The organism is Brucella pituitosa, from assembly GCF_003049685.1.
Lineage (GTDB): Bacteria > Pseudomonadota > Alphaproteobacteria > Rhizobiales > Rhizobiaceae > Brucella > Brucella pituitosa.
On record NZ_PYSY02000001.1, the window covers coordinates 1,967,177 to 1,983,131 of the forward strand.

The window sequence follows — 15,955 nt, forward strand, 5'->3', positions numbered from 1 at the left end:
TAAGATGTAATCAGATTATTATTAAGTAAATAACGATCAGCACAACCTGGAAGCAATAATACAACTCTAAGATCTCAGAGCGCAGCTTTCAGTTTATTTACAACGCGCCAAAACCTATGCACTGACGAGACTTTAGCGACTATTATAAAGTCAAAACCCACCGTAACGACACATCACGACTGAGTAACAATGCCATTCCAGGCGCTTCTTTTAGTGGAAAACCCAGTTCAAAGATTAAACTGCGGGGAAACCACCGGCAGATCACCATTTAGCACTGAATGGCAGCACGGATCGTCAAATATGATGGCCGCCATCAACAGTAATCACAGACCCGGTCATGTAACGGCTGGCATCTGACGCCAGCATCAGGACAATGCCGTCAAGATCCTGCATTTCCCCAAGGCGCCGCATTGGATTGCGCCCTTTGAAATATTGACCGGCAGGACCAGAAAGCTGGCTTTCATTGATTCGCGTCGGAAACCATCCCGGAGCAATGGCATTGACACGAATATCATGCGACGCCCATTCGAGTGCCAAAGCCCGGGTCATTTGTGTCACACAGGCCTTGGACATGGCATAGGCAGCAGTGCCCTTCTGCGGCCGTTCAGCGAGAATACTGGTCGTGTTGACGATCACTCCGCTCTGGCTTCGACCGATCATCCGGCGCGCCATTTCCTGCGCAGTAAAAAAAGAACCCCCAACATTCACATCGAAGATATGTTCAAGCATATCGCGGGTCGTATCAAGTGCACGCGCCACGTGAGCGACACCCGCATTATTGAACAAAACGTTAATCGGCCCCAGACGCTGCTCCGCGTCATCGAATGCGGTTTTGATTTCATCGGGATTGGTCACATCTGCCATGAGTTCCAGCACTTCTCCTCCCGAGGGGCAGAATGTGGCACCTTCGTGGCTGCGTGATATCGAGATAACACGCGCTCCATGGCGTGCCAGCACGCGCACCATATGCAAACCCAAACCGGAAGACCCTCCGGTCACGGCAATCACCTTGCCTACGACAGAGAAAATCTGATCGTCAGCCATTTATCCCCCCGACTGCCAATTTCCTTTGTATATCTAGTGCAACATCACGTTTATGTGAACCCAACGGCCAAAATATCACCAGATCAATCGAGTGAGCAGAAGATGCCAACATGTTGCGAGGCTGCGATCAGCTTGGTGATTGCGCGGAACCACGCACCGCTCTACAAACAGCGAAGGAACGCCATTCGCCGGATTTCAATCGATCATGCCAAAATCTATACGCCCACTCATCGCCGTGCCTACAGACGTGAAGCCTTTTGAAAACTACACGTGGCACGCAGCACCAGCACAATATCTCGCAGCCGCAATTGATGTCGCAGAGGTCACGCCTCTTCTCGTGCCAAGCTTTGGCGAGAAAATGGATACCGATACGATATTGGACGGTGTGGATGGTCTCCTCGTTACCGGCTCAAAGTCGAACGTCAATCCGGAACTTTATGGTGTAGAGCCGAGTGCGGACTTCGAGCCATATGATAATGCACGCGATGCTACATCCTTGCCGTTGCTCCGTGCAGCGATTGAAAAAGGCGTCCCAGTCTTGGCGATCTGCCGTGGCCTGCAGGAATTAAATGTCGCTTTGGGCGGCACACTGGCCACCGAAATCCAAGAGCTCGAAGGACGGATGGATCATCGCGCACCGGTATCGGATAGTCAGGCCGAACGTTTTGCTATCCAGCATCCGGTAAAGATCGCGCCAAACTCCTGCCTCGCAGAAATTCTGAAATCCGACACTGTGGAAGTCAACTCTGTCCATCGTCAGGCGATTGATCAATTGGCTCCAGCGCTCGAAATCGAAGCGACTGCCGAAGACGGTACGATCGAAGCCGTATCCGTGAAAAACGCTAAAGGCTTTATCGTAGGTGTACAGTGGCACCCGGAATATTGGGTGAAGACTGATGGCCCGTCGCAGAAAATCTTCAAAGCCTTTGGCGAAGCCGTGCGCCAACACAAGGCGCAGCGCACAGCCTGAAATCAGAGCGCCAGTTTCAACGAATGAAGCTGACGCTTTATCTTACTTTTTCTTGACGTGAATAGTTTCCGGCACAGGCGTTAGTGCTTCGCCCTTGTCGAACCATGAAATCAGATTGTCGATGACAAGGTCAGCCATGCCCTGACGGGTTTTCTCGGATGCCGAACCAATATGCGGAAGCAATACCGTATTGGGCGCATCAAGCAGCGCCTGTGGCACATTCGGCTCATCGACAAAGACGTCAAGTCCCGCGGCGGCAATCGTGCCATTGGTCAAAGCCGCTGCAAGCGCATCTTCATCAACAACCGAACCGCGACCGATATTGATCAAAACGCCTTCCGAACCGAGCGCTTTCAGCACGTCCGCATTGATTGCCTTGGCGGTCTCAGCACCACCCGGCGCTACCAGAATGAGCGTATCGACCGCTTGGGCCAGCTCAAGCAGGCTTGGATAATAATCATAAGTCACGTCATCGGCTTGGCGACGGTTGTGATAGGCAATCGGCAGACCAAAAGCTTCAACGCGGTGTGCAACAGCCTTGCCGATGCGCCCAAGACCAAAAATGCCGACCTTGCGGCCCCGCAGAGACAGCTTGGAAAGCGGGTAGCGGCCTTCCTTCACCCAGTTTCCTGCACGGAGAAACTCTTGCGATTTTGACAACTCGCGGACAGTATCGATCAACAGACCAATCGTCGTGTCGGCAACTTCTTCGGTCAACACATCAGGCGTGTTCGTGACCATGACATTCCTGGTCGCGGCATGTTTCGCATCGACTGCGTCATAACCGACGCCAAAATTGCCGATGATCTCGAGATTTGGCAGCGCATCGATCAACGCGGCATTGACCGTCGACATGCTTGCAACGCCTGTCACGTCTCCTGCCCATCCTGCCTCCACCAAGGCAGCATCACCCTTAGGAATGCGTTTGACCTTGAACTCACCCGAAAGCCTCTGCACGGCATAATCGTTGAAATTACCGAGCACCAGAATGGTCGCTTCACGTTGGGTCATGGCAGCTTCCTTATGTTCAAGCAGAATTCATCGGACCAGAGAACCCGGTCCGGTTATCAAGGATAATCAAGCGTGTTTGGGCTTGGAAGTCGATTGCCGGATGTGTAGTTCCGGTTTGATGAGTTCCTGGTTTGACGAAACCTCGACCCCGTTCAGCTGATCAAGAAGTGCACGCGCAGCCCGGCGGCCGACTTCGCGTTGGCCGTTCCAGACTGTCGTGAGCGCAGGCGTTGCAATTGCCGCTTCTTCGAGATCGTCATAACCGGTGACAGAAATATCTTCACCCGGCACGAGGCCTGCACGTGAAATACCGTTCATCAGACCGATGGCAGTCAGATCGTTCCAGCAGACGGCGGCAGTCGGCTTGTCTTTCAATGCCAGAAATTGCGGCGCAACTTCAAAGCCGCCCTGCTTGGTACGCGGACCTGAAATGCGCCATTCCGGGTTCACCAGAAGTCCGGCCTTATCCATAGCCTGCACATAACCACGATAACGATCGCGACCTGTCGAAGTCTGATCCGTACCACCAATCATGGCAATCCGTGTGTGGCCCAGCGAAATAAGATGATTGGTCGCAAGCCCGATCCCATAGGCATCGTCGCCACGGAAAACGGGCGCATGAACGCCTTCGACGCTACGTGCAATCAACACAACCGGCAGACCATTATCTTCAGCAAGCTGAATGTCTTCCGCCGGCGTGCCAATGGCTGGCGACATGATCACGCCATCCGCACCAAGCTGCAGCAGCGTATCCATAAAGGTGCGCTGCTTTTCCAGCTGATCGTAATGGTTGGACAGAATGAAGGTCTGACGTGAACGATCAAGCTCCGTTTCAATCGACCGCAAAATCTCGGCAAAGAACGGATTCATGATGTCATGCACAACAACGCCTACGATCCCGGAACGGGATGTACGCAGGCTCGCAGCTCTTCGGTTATAAATATAGCCGATGGTGCGGGCATGTTCCTTGATCTTTTCGCGTGTCTGATCGGCGACAAGCGGACTGTCGCGCAATGCCAGCGAAACGGTGGCCGTCGAAACACCAAGCGCGTCTGCGATGGTCGAAAGCTTGATTTTCTGAGCCAAGTCGCCTCCCCGAAATGGTCTTGCCACAGTCGAAACAGGATGGCATCGGCCAGACAATCAGAGGAGCGGCCATCCCATCTTGCAGATGGTTATGCCATTGCAATCATTGAATTGAAAGTTTTTTCAGTGCGTCTTAGCGACCATGCACCTATTCCACATCATCGTCATCAACAACTTCCTTGTCCAACTCATCGATAAGACGTGCCGCACCACGCGCCGCAAGATTACTTTCCATGCGTCCGAGCATCTTCAGGAAAGCCTTGCGCTCCTTCTTGTCGAGGCCTTTCAACATGTCCTTTTCCGTCTTGCGAATGGACTTTTCGATGACCTTGATTGCTTCGATCCCCTGCGGCGTCAGATAGACATGTGACTGACGCTGATCCGTTTCCGAGGCTCGCTTGACGACAAAGCCCTGACCTTGCAGGCGCGTGATGGTTTTGGTGATAGTCGGAGGGCGAACACCCAGCCGCTGGGCCAAAACGCCCGGAGGCAGACCATCTTCTGAGGCGAGCTGCAGCATAACCGCATCCTGACCAGCATAAAGTCCAAGCTCCAGAAGACGTGTTGCCAACACAGTGCGTGTCAGACGCGCCACAGATTGCAGCCGGTACAGCACCACCGCCTTATTGTCCCTACTCATCGCCACCTCGCCCTTGTTGCGACTTTAAGATTGTCGCTGGATCGACATTGTCACACATATTTATAAAGTAAAATATTGTCCGACTTATGAAATAACAAACATGCATCCAGTAAATATGACTGTAGTTATCAATTTGTTGAAAATCGTATGATGCCAGAATGGCTGCACACTCTTGTGCAACCTGCGATTTCGACTGTCTGCATCGATGAAACTCTTCTCAGCTTAACAATGCGTGAGCTTCGCTTGCGGTTGCAGCTCACTGGCGTTAGGCTTCGATTTTAGATGAAATAGAATGAGGGAAACATGACAAACCTGCGCGACCAGAACAGTGACATGATCGTCGTCCTGCCACTTGGCGCTCACGAACAACATGGCCCCCACTTGCCATTTGAAACAGATACCATCATCGCGGAAGGCATTGTGGCGCGTGTCAACGAAGCCCTGCCAGCCGATCTCAATGTCAATTTTCTGCCAGCCCAGCCTATCGGTTATTCTATCGAGCACATGGATACCGAGGGCACACAGAGTCTCGCATTTTCAGAAGCCGTCAATCAGTGGATCGGCATGGGTGAGAACCTTCATGCAGGCGGTATCCGCAAGCTGGTGATGCTCAATGCCCACGGCGGCAACGCACCGCTGATGACCATTGTCGCGACCGAACTGCGCACACGGCTCGACATGCTGGCTGTGGCCACAAGCTGGACCCGGTTCGGCCTGCCGGAAGGGCTGATTGGGCCTGAGGATAAGGCGCTCGATATTCATGGCGGATTTATTGAAACATCAGTGATGCTGGCGCTGCGCCCTGATCTCGTCGATATGACGAAGGCAGCACACTTCTCCAATGCACAGTCTGACTTTGCAAAACAATTCAAACACTTGCGCGCCTATGGCCCCCATGCGTTCGGCTGGAAGATGCATGATCTGAATGCAGAAGGCGTTGCGGGTAATGCGAGTGCTGCAACTGCTGAGGCTGGTGAGAAAATTCTCGCGCATGCTGTTGCAGGCTTTATTGAACTTCTCCATGACGTGGATCAGTTTGACCTTGCACGCTTTGCACCCAAGCAATTGGCGAGAACGTGATTGGAGCCAATGTAATAATATAGCATTGCATATAGCATTCACGAGCACCTTCCCTTATATGAATTACCCGATCTGAAGCCTTGATGGCGCATGTTTGTGCGCGCACCGAAAGGCAGCAACTTCAAGAGGCATGAACAATGAGCCAGGCTGAAGCCCAAACTGAGGACAAGTCGACCAACGACGCTGGCACAGAAGCGGCCCGCATTCCCGTTACCGTTCTGACCGGATACTTAGGCTCGGGTAAAACGACGCTTCTCAACCGCATCCTCACCGAAAATCACGGCAAGCGTTACGCAGTTATCGTCAACGAGTTCGGCGAGATCGGTATCGACAACGATCTAATCGTCGAATCGGATGAAGAAATCTACGAAATGAACAATGGCTGCATCTGCTGCACCGTGCGCGGAGATTTGATCCGTGTGGTGCAGGGCCTGATGCGCCGTCCGGGCCGCTTCGACGCCATCATCGTTGAAACCACTGGGCTTGCCGATCCTGTTCCAGTGGCACAGACATTCTTCATGGACGACGATGTGCGCGCCAAGACCGGCCTTGATGCGGTTGTCGCACTCGTTGATGCCAAGCACTTGCCGCTGCGCCTCAAAGACAGCCGCGAAGCTGAAGACCAGATCGCGTTTGCCGACGTGGTTCTGATCAACAAAACCGATCTCGTGACACCGGAAGAACTGGCCGTGATTGAAGCAACTGTGCGCGCTATCAATCCACACGCCATCATTCACCGTACTGAACGCGCTTCGATTCCGCTTGAGCGCGTCCTTGATCGCGGTGCTTTCGACTTGAAGCGCGCGCTTGAGAATGATCCTCACTTCCTCGATCACGATCATCCGGATCACGTTTGCGGACCTGACTGTGATCATGATCACGGGCACGATCATCATGGCCACGATCATCATCATCACCACCATGATCATGACCACACCTGCGGTCCAGATTGCAACCATGACCATGGGCATGATCACGCGCACGGGCATGACCACCATCATCATGACCATGCATCACCGATCCATGATGTGACGGTAACATCCGTTTCGCTTCGTGCTGGTGAAATTGATCCGGCGAAATTCTTTCCATGGATACAGAATATCACCCAGACACAGGGTCCGAACATTCTGCGTCTCAAGGGCATCATCGCGTTCAAGGACGATCCGGACCGCTACGTGGTTCAGGGCGTTCATATGATCATCGAAGGCGACCACCAGCGCGCATGGAAGCCGGAAGAAAAGCATGAAAGCCGTCTTGTCTTCATCGGACGAGAGCTTAATGCAGCCGAACTTAAAGCCGGCTTTGAAAACTGCCAATCCTAGAGCATAATTCCTTAAACTTGGATCAGTTTAAGGTAAAATTATGCTCTGATTTTAAAGGGTTAGAGCGACCTTTGGGCGTCCAATAGGACGCCCGGCGCTCTAGTAAACTTGCCAAAGTAAAATTGGACGCTGATGCCTACAGTTGCCCCGCTCGACCTTGATGGTCATTGTCTCTATGCCCGCTTCATCGGCGGCGTTCCCTTCTTTGCTCTGGCCGATGGAACCATCCATCGGCTGGACAACGGCCACCAGACCAGCACAGCTCATGACGGACTGCTCAGTGCAACGTTGTCTTTTGACGGCAAAGCATTGATAACCGGCGGTGAAGACGGCCGCGTTTGCCAAACTGCTTCCGACGGAACAGTTACCGAGCTGGCCAAAGTCCCACGCAAATGGATGACTGCGGTCGCAAGCGGCCCCGGCGGAACCGTTGGGTTTGCCTCCGGGCGCACCGCGTGGGTTCGCACGTCCAATGGTAAAGTGCAGGAGTTTCCACAGGAACGCAGTGTCGAAGGCGTAGCCTTTGCGCCGAAAGGGCAGCGTCTCGCAATCGCGCGTTACAATGGCGCGACCCTGATCTGGACCGGCACCGAAGCAAAGCCTGTGGAACTTGAGTGGAAAGGCGCACATATCGGCGTCATTTTCTCCCCTGACGGTCGCTTCCTGATCACCTCAATGCAGGAAAATGCGTTGCATGGCTGGCGTCTGGAAGACACCAAGCACATGCGCATGACGGGCTATCCGGCAAAGGTCAAGGATTGGTCCTGGAGCGTTAAAGCCAAGTGGCTGGCGACCTCCGGTGCCCCGGCTGCAATCGTCTGGCCATTTGCTGGCAAGGATGGCCCTATGGGCAAAGCGCCGCTCGAATTGGGGCTTCGTGCAGACAGTATGGTAACATCCGTTGCCTGCCATCCGGTCGAGGACATCACTGCTATTGGCTACAATGACGGCATGGTTCTTCTTGTGCGCTTCTCGGACCAGAAGGAAGTTCTTCTGCGGCGTCCGGGCAAAGGTGCTATTTCCAGCATGGGCTGGGACGATCAGGGTAGCCGTCTAGCCTTTGGTTCTGAAACAGGTGACTGCGGCGTCATCGACATGACAACAGCCTGATAAGTTTGAACGAACTAAAACGAAAGGCCCCGGTTGGGGCCTTTTCATTTAAACTATTTCGCTTTCATCGTGACAGTTGGCCCACCGTCTGGCCCAAGCGATGCAACCCATTGGCTAATCGCAGCAGCGTCTTTTTCACCGAGCATATGATCAGCCTCAATTGTGCGGGCATCGACCTTCGCACCACCAGAACGCAGCAGTGCCGACAAAGCTGGCGCAAAAGGCGAATAAAGCTTGTCTTCCTGACCAGTAATCGTCAACACGCGCGCTTTGCCAAGATTGGCAACCGACACATTGTCCAGAACTGGCATGGAGCGCATCAGAACCGCGCGCTTCACCAGATCGGGGTGCAACATCATGGTTGCAGCCAGCAGATTTGCGCCGTTTGAGTAACCGACAAAGGTTGCGTGTGAGAGGTCGAGATCCTTCTCTTCAGCCAGGCGCGTCAGCGATGTGACAAACGCATTGGCCTCAAGCTTCACATCCTTCTGGTCGAACTTAACCGGGGTAATACGCTTGTACCAGCGCGTGCCACCATCCTGCATTACACGGCCACGAATACCCAACAGCGTTGCACGTGGCCATATTTTGGACGCGAGCGGCACGAGGCTTGCTTCATTGCCGCCGGAACCATGCAAAAGAACAATCAGCTCGCTGGAAGCGTTTTCAGGCGTGTAGAAGCGATAAATGAACCGCTTGCTGCGCGAAAAATTCTGTTCGGGAGTTGTTTCTGCGTCCATCTTCTTGTCGCGCATCGTTACGCCCTCACCAAGCTGGGGAGTGCCTGTTTCATTTTTCATTGAGGCAGAGAGGCCGTTCAAGGCCATGCCCTGAGCCTTGCTCATCACCTTTACCGGCGCGGGCTGGCCTTCCGCAAATGCGGTGCCTGTTGTTGCTGCGAGCGCCATCATAATGGCAGCTATAAACGTCTTCTTTACCATAAGCCCAACTTGCCACTGATATGTTAACGAAGGTTTTAAGGCAGCTCCACCCGGGTTCTCTAGGACCCCTGCCGGCTCGATGAATGTAAGGCTCTTAACAGCAGAGTTTTAGCGAGAATGTGGCAGAGCGCACGAAAAATTACGCTATGTTACAATTCTGTTACAGCACCTCAAATCCATCAACAAAGCGTGAGCCACAATAGGGCGGCAAAATGTTCACGATTTTGACGCCTTTGAACGGAGAAATAGGCTATGATTGCGACGAATGGATTTCAAAACGATGACCAACGTTAAATTTAGCCGCTTCTCACCTGCCCGACTGACGGATGATCAGGTAACACCGCGCGCGTTCTACCTCCGGCGTCGCGAATTTATGGTCGGACTTGGCGCGCTGGCGGCAACCGGAATGGCCTCTGGCGCTTTCGCAGACCCACTCAAGGCCAAAGCCTCATCCTATAAGGTCGATGAAAAGCTGACGCCCAAAGAGGCCGTCACCACCTACAATAATTTCTACGAATTCGGCACCGACAAGAGCGATCCGGCTGCCAATTCGGGCGATTTCAAACCTTTGCCATGGCGCCTGACAGTCGACGGTCTTGTGAAGCAGCCGAAGGAATTCGACATTCAGGATCTGATAGCCAAAATGCCGCTCGAAGAACGCATCTACCGGATGCGTTGCGTTGAGGCATGGTCGATGGTCATACCGTGGATCGGCTTTCCGCTGGCAAGCCTGCTTTCTCAGGTCGAACCACTTGGCTCCGCCAAATATATCGCCTTTACTGGCGTTGTCCGTCCCGAAGAAATGCCGGGACAAAAGGGACTGTTTCAGGTTCTCGACTGGCCTTACATCGAAGGCTTGCGCCTGGACGAAGCCATGCACCCGCTGACGATCCTGTCGGTTGGCCTTTATGGTGAAACGCTTCCCAACGCCAATGGCGCACCCATCCGGCTTGTTGTTCCATGGAAATATGGCTTCAAGGGCATCAAATCGATCACCAAAATCAGCTTCGTCGAGAAACAACCGCCAACATCATGGCAGCAGCAAGCTGCCAATGAATATGGCTTCTATGCGAATGTGAACCCGGCAGTCGATCATCCGCGCTGGAGTCAGGCCACTGAGCGCAGGATCGGTGAAGGCAGCTTCTTCGGTTCGAGCCGCCGCCCTACCCTGCCTTTCAACGGTTATGCAGAGGAAGTAGCATCGCTCTATACTGGAATGGACCTGCAGAAGAATTACTGACATGGCCATCGCCAAAACCAAATCTGTGCGGGTTAATGAATTGAAGGTCTGGGGACTTTATGTCCTCGGCTTGCTTCCCGCTTTGTGGGCCTTTTATCTCGGGGCAACAGACCAGCTCGGTGCAGATCCTGTCAAAAGCTTTGAACACACGCTCGGCCTTTGGGCTCTGCGCTTCCTTATCCTGACATTGCTCGTAACACCGATCCGCGATGTCACTGGCATCAGCCTGCTGCGTTATCGACGCGCGCTTGGCCTTCTCGCATTCTATTATGTGTTGATGCATTTTACTGTTTATATGGTGCTGGATCAGGCACTTAGCATTTCGGCTGTCGTTGCAGATATCGTCCGCAGACCCTTCATCACCATAGGCATGATCAGTCTGGCGCTTCTGGTGCCTTTGGCGCTTACTTCCAACAATTGGTCCATTCGCAAACTCGGTCGACGCTGGATCACGCTGCACAAGCTTGTCTATGTCGCCATTGCTGGTGGTGCGATACACTTTCTAATGTCTGTTAAAAGCTGGCCCGCTGAACCAATAATCTATGCAGCGATTGTAACGGCACTGCTTTTATGGCGCGTTGGACGCCCGTTTGCCAAAGGAAGCAAGCAAGTAAGACGTCCGCGTGACGCTGCTGTAATACTCAAGAAATAAGATATGCACTTCTTCTTTTTATAAAGTCTAATCTATCAGATAAATCGCCTTTCCTGCAGGATAGGCGATGACATTCCAATGCAAATCATGTCAGTATCGCTGCAACTTCGGCAAATGAAGCGCCAAGCGAATACGGGATGTCCATGTCTTCTATATTGAAATCAAAAACCGTCCGTATCATAGGCAAACTGGTCTTCATCTTATTCGTTATCATCTTTGCAATCTGGGCCAGTTTCGCGATGTGGTTCCAGCTGCCCTTCGGCAATGCCGTGCGCGGCTCAATTATCGCAGCCTGGCTCTTCATCGCAGTTTGGGTCATCGCGGGGGAGCGCCAGTTCTTTTGTCTGCGCAAGCGGCTTTTTTTCTGCCTGCTTGTGCTCGCCTTCCTTGGCTGGTGGGCAACCATCCGCCCTTCGCTCGATCGCATCTGGGCTCCCGAAGTCGCACGCACCGTCACGGGCAAGGTGGATGGCGATCAGGTCACTCTTTTCAACGTCCGGGATTTCGACTGGCGAACGCCAGAGGACTTCACGCCAGTCTGGAAAGACGAAACTTACGACCTCAGCAAGATAAACTCAGTCGATGTCTATCTGTCCTATTGGACAGGACCGGCGATTGCCCACACGCTCCTGTCCTTCGGTTTTGAAGATGGGCGGCATGTCGTCTTTTCCGGTGAGATCCGCAAGGAACATCACGAGGTTTATTCCGCGATCGGCGGCTTCTTCCGTGAATTCGAGCTGGCCATGATTGCAGCTGAAGAAAGTGACATCGTTTTCCTGCGCACCAATGTGCGGAAAGAAGATGTCTATCGCTACCGCGTGAATCTGCCCCCGGCAGATGCCCGCGAATTGTTTCTCTCTTATGTGGAAATGGGAAACGAACTGGCGTCTACACCCAAGTTCTATAATACGCTGAGCGCCAATTGCACGACGATCATTTTCACAATGGCGCGTCTGCTCGACCCGACATTCCCCTTCGATTACCGTATTCTCTTGTCCGGCTATCTGCCGGGTTATCTCTATGACCATGGCTGGCTCGAAAACAATGGCACGCTTGAAGAGATAGAGAAGCGTGCATCTATCGATAAAAAAGCACAGGCAGGTGGACGAGAAGGTTATTCGGAGCGGATACGCCAATAAAAAACCCCGCTTGCACGGGGTTCATTAGAGCGCATCACAACGATAATCACATGACCTGCTGATTAAATTGCAGCAGTGATAATGATCTCGACTTTGTAGTCAGGAGTTGCGAGTGCTGCTTCACCGGTCGCGCGCGCTGGTGTGTTGGCCTTGTCGACCCAGCTGTCCCAGACCGCGTTCATTTCCGCGAAGTCCTTCATGTCAGCGAGCCAGATGATGGCCTGCAGGATCTTCGACTTGTCGGAGCCAGCGGCCGCGAGAAGACGATCAACTTCAACCAGAACAGCCTTGGTCTGATCGGTCACGCTTGTGCCCGGAGCACCGACCTGGCCAGCGAGATAAACGGTATTGCCGTGAACAACGGCCTGGCTCATACGTGGTCCGACTTCGATACGACGGATGCTCATGGTGAACTCCTCTCATGACTGCTGCGGAAATGGTCCCGCTTTTTGAAAATGTTGCGCATCCTTATTAAAGCCCCTGCCCGCTTTGGCAATGCCTGATCGCAGTATGAAGCACACAATTCCATCGAAAATGCCCGCAACATCCCTCACACTCGCCTACAATAAAGTGCAGTGCTATGATCACCCTGAATGGGATGGAGCCACCATGACCAAAGACAATGCAGTGAATGCAGATGACGACAAAGAACCCTCACAATTGATCGATGCGCGGATCAGGGAACTTGCAGACTGGGCGTGGCGAAACGCTTGCCAAGGTCAGAACCATTATCAGACAGGCCGATCCGGAGATCATTGAAGAGTGGAAGTGGCGCGGTGTGCCGGTCTGGTCGCACACGGGTATTATCTGTACGGGCGAGACTTATAAAAGCATCGTAAAGCTGACCTTTGCCAAAGGTGCATCCCTTGCGGACCCGTCTGCTCTCTTAAACTCAAGCCTCGAAGGCAATGTGAGACGAGCAATCGATATTCACGAAAACGAAGCCATCAATGAAGATGCATTGCAAGTGCTCGTCCGCGCAGCCATTGTACTCAACAAAGCGAAACCACCCCGCCGTTAGTCATAATTGGCTTGATCACATGTTTGCGTGGAATGCCCTTGTGGGAATTGACTCTTGATGCCCCTGCTCTTATAAGCCGCACCACGTTCGCCCGCACGGGTCAACGGATAGTTTGTGCTGTCCGATCCGCGAGGGAATGAACTAGCTCCTGTTCAAAGACAGAACCAAGAAGGGCCGCACACCGCGGTATTAAATAAATGAAGCGCACTTTCCAGCCATCCAATCTCGTCCGCAAGCGTCGTCACGGTTTCCGTGCGCGCATGGCAACTGCCGGCGGCCGCAAGGTTCTTGCCGCTCGCCGTTCGCGCGGCCGCAAGCGGCTTTCCGCTTAATCTTTCCCCGCGCGACCAGCGCGGTGAACAAAGATATGAAAAAGCAGAAACAAATACTCCGCCTTCGCAAGAGAGCGGAGTTTTTGTCTGTAAGGAATGGTGAAAAACGGCGTGGTCCACTGTTTCTTCTGGAAGTCCGGAAACGTTCTGAAGAAGAATCTGAAGCTGCCAAAATCGGCGAAAAACCCCGCGCAGGCTTCACTGTCACCAAGAAAAACGGCAATGCAGTGATACGAAATCGTATCCGACGCAGGTTGCGAGAAGCGGTTCGTTGTCACGTGGGGCGTGACATGGCGGCTTCGACAGACTATGTGATCGTAGCACGCGAGCAGGCACTCACTGCGCCCTTTTCGCAACTGACCGCAGAACTCTCCAAACGCTTAAAAGCTACGGATGGGCGGCGGGACGAAAAGAAACGCCGAACGGAAAGACCGGAATCAGGACCCGTCAATGGAAAATAATCGTAATTTCTTCATCACCATTGCCCTGTCCATCCTCGTATTAACGCTGTGGCAAGTATTCTATCTGGGGCCGAAAACGGAAGCCCAGCGGGAGCAGACACGCATTGAGGAGCAGCAGCGCCAGACCCAGCAAGCCACACAGAGTGGTGCTCAGGGTGACACCCCACAGATGCCCGGCACGTCCGGCGCGATCCCCGGCCACAGCGATGGCGTAGCCGCAGGCGGTACACTGACCCGCGAAGCTGCTGCAGCGCAGTCGCAGCGCGTTGAAATCGACACAGCCTCGCTGCGCGGTTCTATCAACCTGACCGGTGCACGTCTCGATGATCTCTATCTCAAGAAGTATCACGAGACCGTTGACGACAAGTCCCCTGAAATCGAACTGCTCGCACCATCGGGTCTCAAGCAGGGTTATTTCGTTGAACTCGGTTTCACCGGCAACGAAGCAACCGGTGAAGTTCCCGGTCCGAACACTGTCTGGACCGTTGAAGGCAACAACAAGCTGACGGCATCGACGCCTGTTACGCTGACCTTCACCAACGACAAAGACATCACATTCAAGCGCGTCATCTCGGTTGACGATGCTTACATGTTCGAAGTTGACGACACGGTCACCAACAACACCGGCGCCCCGATCTCGCTTGCTTCTTATGGCCGCGTAACGCGTTTCAACCAGCCTGAGCATGCAAGCGCTACCTATGTTCTCCATGAAGGCCTTATCGGCGTCATGGGCCAGGACGGCCTTCAGGAAATCAAGTATTCCAAGGTCGAAGACGACAAGGATATTTCATTCAAGGACGTGACTGGCGGCTGGGTCGGCATCACCGACAAGTATTGGGCCGCAACGCTCGTACCTCCGCAGAACGAAAAGTTCACAGCACGCTTCTCGCACTTCACCGATAACACTCCGCGCTACCAGTCGGATTTCCTCAGCGCACCGATCACAGTTGCCGCTGGTGAAGCCAGCACCATCAAGAACCACGTTTTTGCTGGCGCCAAGGTCGTTTCGGACATCAAGAACTACGAAGAAAAGCTCGGCATCAAGCAGTTTGAACTGCTGATCGACTGGGGCTGGTTCTACTTCATTACCAAGCCGATGTTCTATCTCATCGACTGGATCTACAAGTTCTCCGGCAATTTCGGCGTCGCCATTCTGGTTGTCACCGTTCTGCTCAAGGCCCTGTTCTTCCCGCTCGCCAACAAGTCGTACAAGTCGATGGCGCGTATGAAGCTGGTGCAGCCGAAGATGACTGAAATCCGCGAGAAATATGCGGATGACAAGATGAAGCAGCAGCAGGAAATGATGCAGCTCTACAAGCAGGAAAAGATCAATCCGCTTGCAGGTTGCTGGCCAGTGTTGGTTCAGATTCCGGTGTTCTTCGCACTCTATAAGGTTCTGTACGTCACCATCGAAATGCGCCATGCGCCATTCTTTGGCTGGATTCAGGATCTTGCAGCACCCGATCCAACATCGATCTTCAACCTGTTCGGCCTTCTGCCATTCGCAGTTCCGGCGTTCCTGATGATCGGCGTTTGGCCGCTGATTATGGGCATCACCATGTTCCTGCAGATGCGCATGAACCCGACGCCTCCGGATCCAACACAGGCGATGATCTTCACCTGGATGCCGATCATCTTCACCTTCATGCTGGCATCGTTCCCAGCAGGTCTCGTGATTTACTGGGCATGGAACAACACGCTTTCGATTACCCAGCAGGGCATCATCATGAAGCGTCAGGGTGTTAAAATCGAACTTTTTGACAACCTGAAAGACCTCTTCAAGCGAAAGCCGAAAGAGGCGAAGAAGTAAAACGACAAAAAGCCCCGCACTCGCGGGGCTTTTTTTGTGCTGGTTGATCCAGAGCGGTTGACAATGCAGCGCGTAACATTGATGCGTGTATTCTTT

16 protein-coding genes and 1 pseudogene are annotated in these 15,955 nt (G+C 53.2%); 11 read left to right on the top strand and 6 right to left on the bottom strand.

The window, feature by feature from the left end:
- Positions 1-294: 294 nt before the first annotated feature.
- Entirely contained in the window at positions 295-1,044 is a 750-nt protein-coding gene (locus tag C9380_RS09680) for an SDR family NAD(P)-dependent oxidoreductase (protein WP_105707949.1), read from the bottom strand.
- A gap of 205 nt (positions 1,045-1,249) precedes the next feature.
- On the opposite strand from C9380_RS09680, the gene C9380_RS09685 reads away from it, so the two are divergent.
- Complete coding sequence (locus tag C9380_RS09685; RefSeq protein WP_105707947.1) at positions 1,250-2,014, top strand: gamma-glutamyl-gamma-aminobutyrate hydrolase family protein; 765 nt, start codon at positions 1,250-1,252, stop codon at positions 2,012-2,014.
- Between the two features lie 42 nt (positions 2,015-2,056).
- On the opposite strand, the gene C9380_RS09690 is transcribed toward C9380_RS09685, so the two are convergent.
- From C9380_RS09690 to C9380_RS09700, 3 genes are all read right to left on the bottom strand, one after another.
- Complete coding sequence (locus C9380_RS09690; protein WP_100558647.1) at positions 2,057-3,025, bottom strand: 2-hydroxyacid dehydrogenase; 969 nt, start codon at positions 3,023-3,025, stop codon at positions 2,057-2,059.
- 66 nt (positions 3,026-3,091) lie between these two features.
- Entirely contained in the window at positions 3,092-4,111 is a 1,020-nt protein-coding gene (locus C9380_RS09695; RefSeq protein WP_024899274.1) for a LacI family DNA-binding transcriptional regulator, read from the bottom strand.
- 148 nt (positions 4,112-4,259) lie between these two features.
- Entirely contained in the window at positions 4,260-4,751 is a 492-nt protein-coding gene (locus C9380_RS09700; RefSeq protein ID WP_128093451.1) for a MarR family winged helix-turn-helix transcriptional regulator, read from the bottom strand.
- A gap of 303 nt (positions 4,752-5,054) precedes the next feature.
- Here C9380_RS09700 and C9380_RS09705 point away from each other — a divergent pair, with 303 nt between their 5' ends.
- From C9380_RS09705 to C9380_RS09715, 3 genes are all read left to right on the top strand, one after another.
- Positions 5,055-5,831 carry a creatininase family protein gene (locus C9380_RS09705; RefSeq protein WP_105707943.1) on the top strand — a complete coding sequence of 259 codons (777 nt, stop codon included), beginning with the start codon at positions 5,055-5,057 and terminating at the stop codon, positions 5,829-5,831.
- Positions 5,832-5,968: 137 nt separating this feature from the next.
- Entirely contained in the window at positions 5,969-7,153 is a 1,185-nt protein-coding gene (locus C9380_RS09710; RefSeq protein ID WP_128093452.1) for a CobW family GTP-binding protein, read from the top strand.
- 132 nt (positions 7,154-7,285) lie between these two features.
- Positions 7,286-8,263 carry a WD40 repeat domain-containing protein gene (locus C9380_RS09715; protein WP_105707940.1) on the top strand — a complete coding sequence of 326 codons (978 nt, stop codon included), beginning with the start codon at positions 7,286-7,288 and terminating at the stop codon, positions 8,261-8,263.
- Positions 8,264-8,316: 53 nt separating this feature from the next.
- Here the strand turns inward: C9380_RS09715 and C9380_RS09720 are convergent, their stop codons facing one another.
- Positions 8,317-9,204: an alpha/beta hydrolase gene (locus tag C9380_RS09720; protein ID WP_024899270.1), complete on the bottom strand. Its 888-nt coding sequence runs from the start codon at positions 9,202-9,204 to the stop codon at positions 8,317-8,319.
- 280 nt (positions 9,205-9,484) lie between these two features.
- Between C9380_RS09720 and msrP the strand changes: the two genes are divergently transcribed.
- The 3 genes from msrP to C9380_RS09735 all read left to right on the top strand — a co-directional run bounded on the left by msrP (position 9,485) and on the right by C9380_RS09735 (position 12,235).
- Positions 9,485-10,444, top strand: coding sequence for a protein-methionine-sulfoxide reductase catalytic subunit MsrP (gene msrP / locus C9380_RS09725; RefSeq protein ID WP_128093453.1), 960 nt, complete (start codon positions 9,485-9,487; stop codon positions 10,442-10,444).
- A gap of 1 nt (position 10,445) precedes the next feature.
- Entirely contained in the window at positions 10,446-11,096 is a 651-nt protein-coding gene (msrQ, locus tag C9380_RS09730; protein ID WP_128093454.1) for a protein-methionine-sulfoxide reductase heme-binding subunit MsrQ, read from the top strand.
- A 143-nt stretch (positions 11,097-11,239) separates the two neighbouring features.
- Positions 11,240-12,235: an Lnb N-terminal periplasmic domain-containing protein gene (locus C9380_RS09735; RefSeq protein ID WP_181152051.1), complete on the top strand. Its 996-nt coding sequence runs from the start codon at positions 11,240-11,242 to the stop codon at positions 12,233-12,235.
- A gap of 62 nt (positions 12,236-12,297) precedes the next feature.
- Here C9380_RS09735 and C9380_RS09740 read toward each other — a convergent pair whose 3' ends face one another.
- Positions 12,298-12,642, bottom strand: a complete 345-nt coding sequence (locus tag C9380_RS09740) for a RidA family protein (protein WP_024899266.1) — start codon at positions 12,640-12,642, stop codon at positions 12,298-12,300.
- A 202-nt stretch (positions 12,643-12,844) separates the two neighbouring features.
- Here C9380_RS09740 and C9380_RS09745 point away from each other — a divergent pair.
- From C9380_RS09745 to yidC, 4 genes and pseudogenes are all read left to right on the top strand, one after another.
- A pseudogene (locus C9380_RS09745) lies at positions 12,845-13,256 on the top strand (DUF1801 domain-containing protein).
- 197 nt (positions 13,257-13,453) lie between these two features.
- Positions 13,454-13,588 carry a 50S ribosomal protein L34 gene (gene rpmH / locus C9380_RS09750; protein WP_024899264.1) on the top strand — a complete coding sequence of 45 codons (135 nt, stop codon included), beginning with the start codon at positions 13,454-13,456 and terminating at the stop codon, positions 13,586-13,588.
- Between the two features lie 35 nt (positions 13,589-13,623).
- Positions 13,624-14,049, top strand: a complete 426-nt coding sequence (gene rnpA, locus C9380_RS09755) for a ribonuclease P protein component (RefSeq protein ID WP_036567963.1) — start codon at positions 13,624-13,626, stop codon at positions 14,047-14,049.
- Positions 14,039-15,859, top strand: a complete 1,821-nt coding sequence (gene yidC / locus C9380_RS09760; RefSeq protein WP_128093455.1) for a membrane protein insertase YidC — start codon at positions 14,039-14,041, stop codon at positions 15,857-15,859. The genes rnpA and yidC overlap by 11 nt, the downstream gene beginning before the upstream one ends.
- The last annotated feature ends 96 nt before the right edge of the window (positions 15,860-15,955 follow it).

Bases quoted from the DNA above. Each gene is read 5' to 3' on its own strand.
- C9380_RS09680 (WP_105707949.1), bottom strand. From the start codon at position 1,044: ATGGCTGACGATCAGATTTTCTCTGTCGTAGGCAAGGTGATTGCCGTG.
- C9380_RS09685 (WP_105707947.1), top strand. From the start codon at position 1,250: ATGCCAAAATCTATACGCCCACTCATCGCCGTGCCTACAGACGTGAAG.
- C9380_RS09690 (WP_100558647.1), bottom strand. From the start codon at position 3,025: ATGACCCAACGTGAAGCGACCATTCTGGTGCTCGGTAATTTCAACGAT.
- C9380_RS09700 (WP_128093451.1), bottom strand. From the start codon at position 4,751: ATGAGTAGGGACAATAAGGCGGTGGTGCTGTACCGGCTGCAATCTGTG.
- C9380_RS09705 (WP_105707943.1), top strand. From the start codon at position 5,055: ATGACAAACCTGCGCGACCAGAACAGTGACATGATCGTCGTCCTGCCA.
- C9380_RS09710 (WP_128093452.1), top strand. From the start codon at position 5,969: ATGAGCCAGGCTGAAGCCCAAACTGAGGACAAGTCGACCAACGACGCT.
- C9380_RS09715 (WP_105707940.1), top strand. From the start codon at position 7,286: ATGCCTACAGTTGCCCCGCTCGACCTTGATGGTCATTGTCTCTATGCC.
- C9380_RS09720 (WP_024899270.1), bottom strand. From the start codon at position 9,204: ATGGTAAAGAAGACGTTTATAGCTGCCATTATGATGGCGCTCGCAGCA.
- msrP (WP_128093453.1), top strand. From the start codon at position 9,485: ATGACCAACGTTAAATTTAGCCGCTTCTCACCTGCCCGACTGACGGAT.
- msrQ (WP_128093454.1), top strand. From the start codon at position 10,446: ATGGCCATCGCCAAAACCAAATCTGTGCGGGTTAATGAATTGAAGGTC.
- C9380_RS09735 (WP_181152051.1), top strand. From the start codon at position 11,240: ATGTCTTCTATATTGAAATCAAAAACCGTCCGTATCATAGGCAAACTG.
- C9380_RS09740 (WP_024899266.1), bottom strand. From the start codon at position 12,642: ATGAGCATCCGTCGTATCGAAGTCGGACCACGTATGAGCCAGGCCGTT.
- rpmH (WP_024899264.1), top strand. From the start codon at position 13,454: ATGAAGCGCACTTTCCAGCCATCCAATCTCGTCCGCAAGCGTCGTCAC.
- rnpA (WP_036567963.1), top strand. From the start codon at position 13,624: ATGAAAAAGCAGAAACAAATACTCCGCCTTCGCAAGAGAGCGGAGTTT.
- yidC (WP_128093455.1), top strand. From the start codon at position 14,039: ATGGAAAATAATCGTAATTTCTTCATCACCATTGCCCTGTCCATCCTC.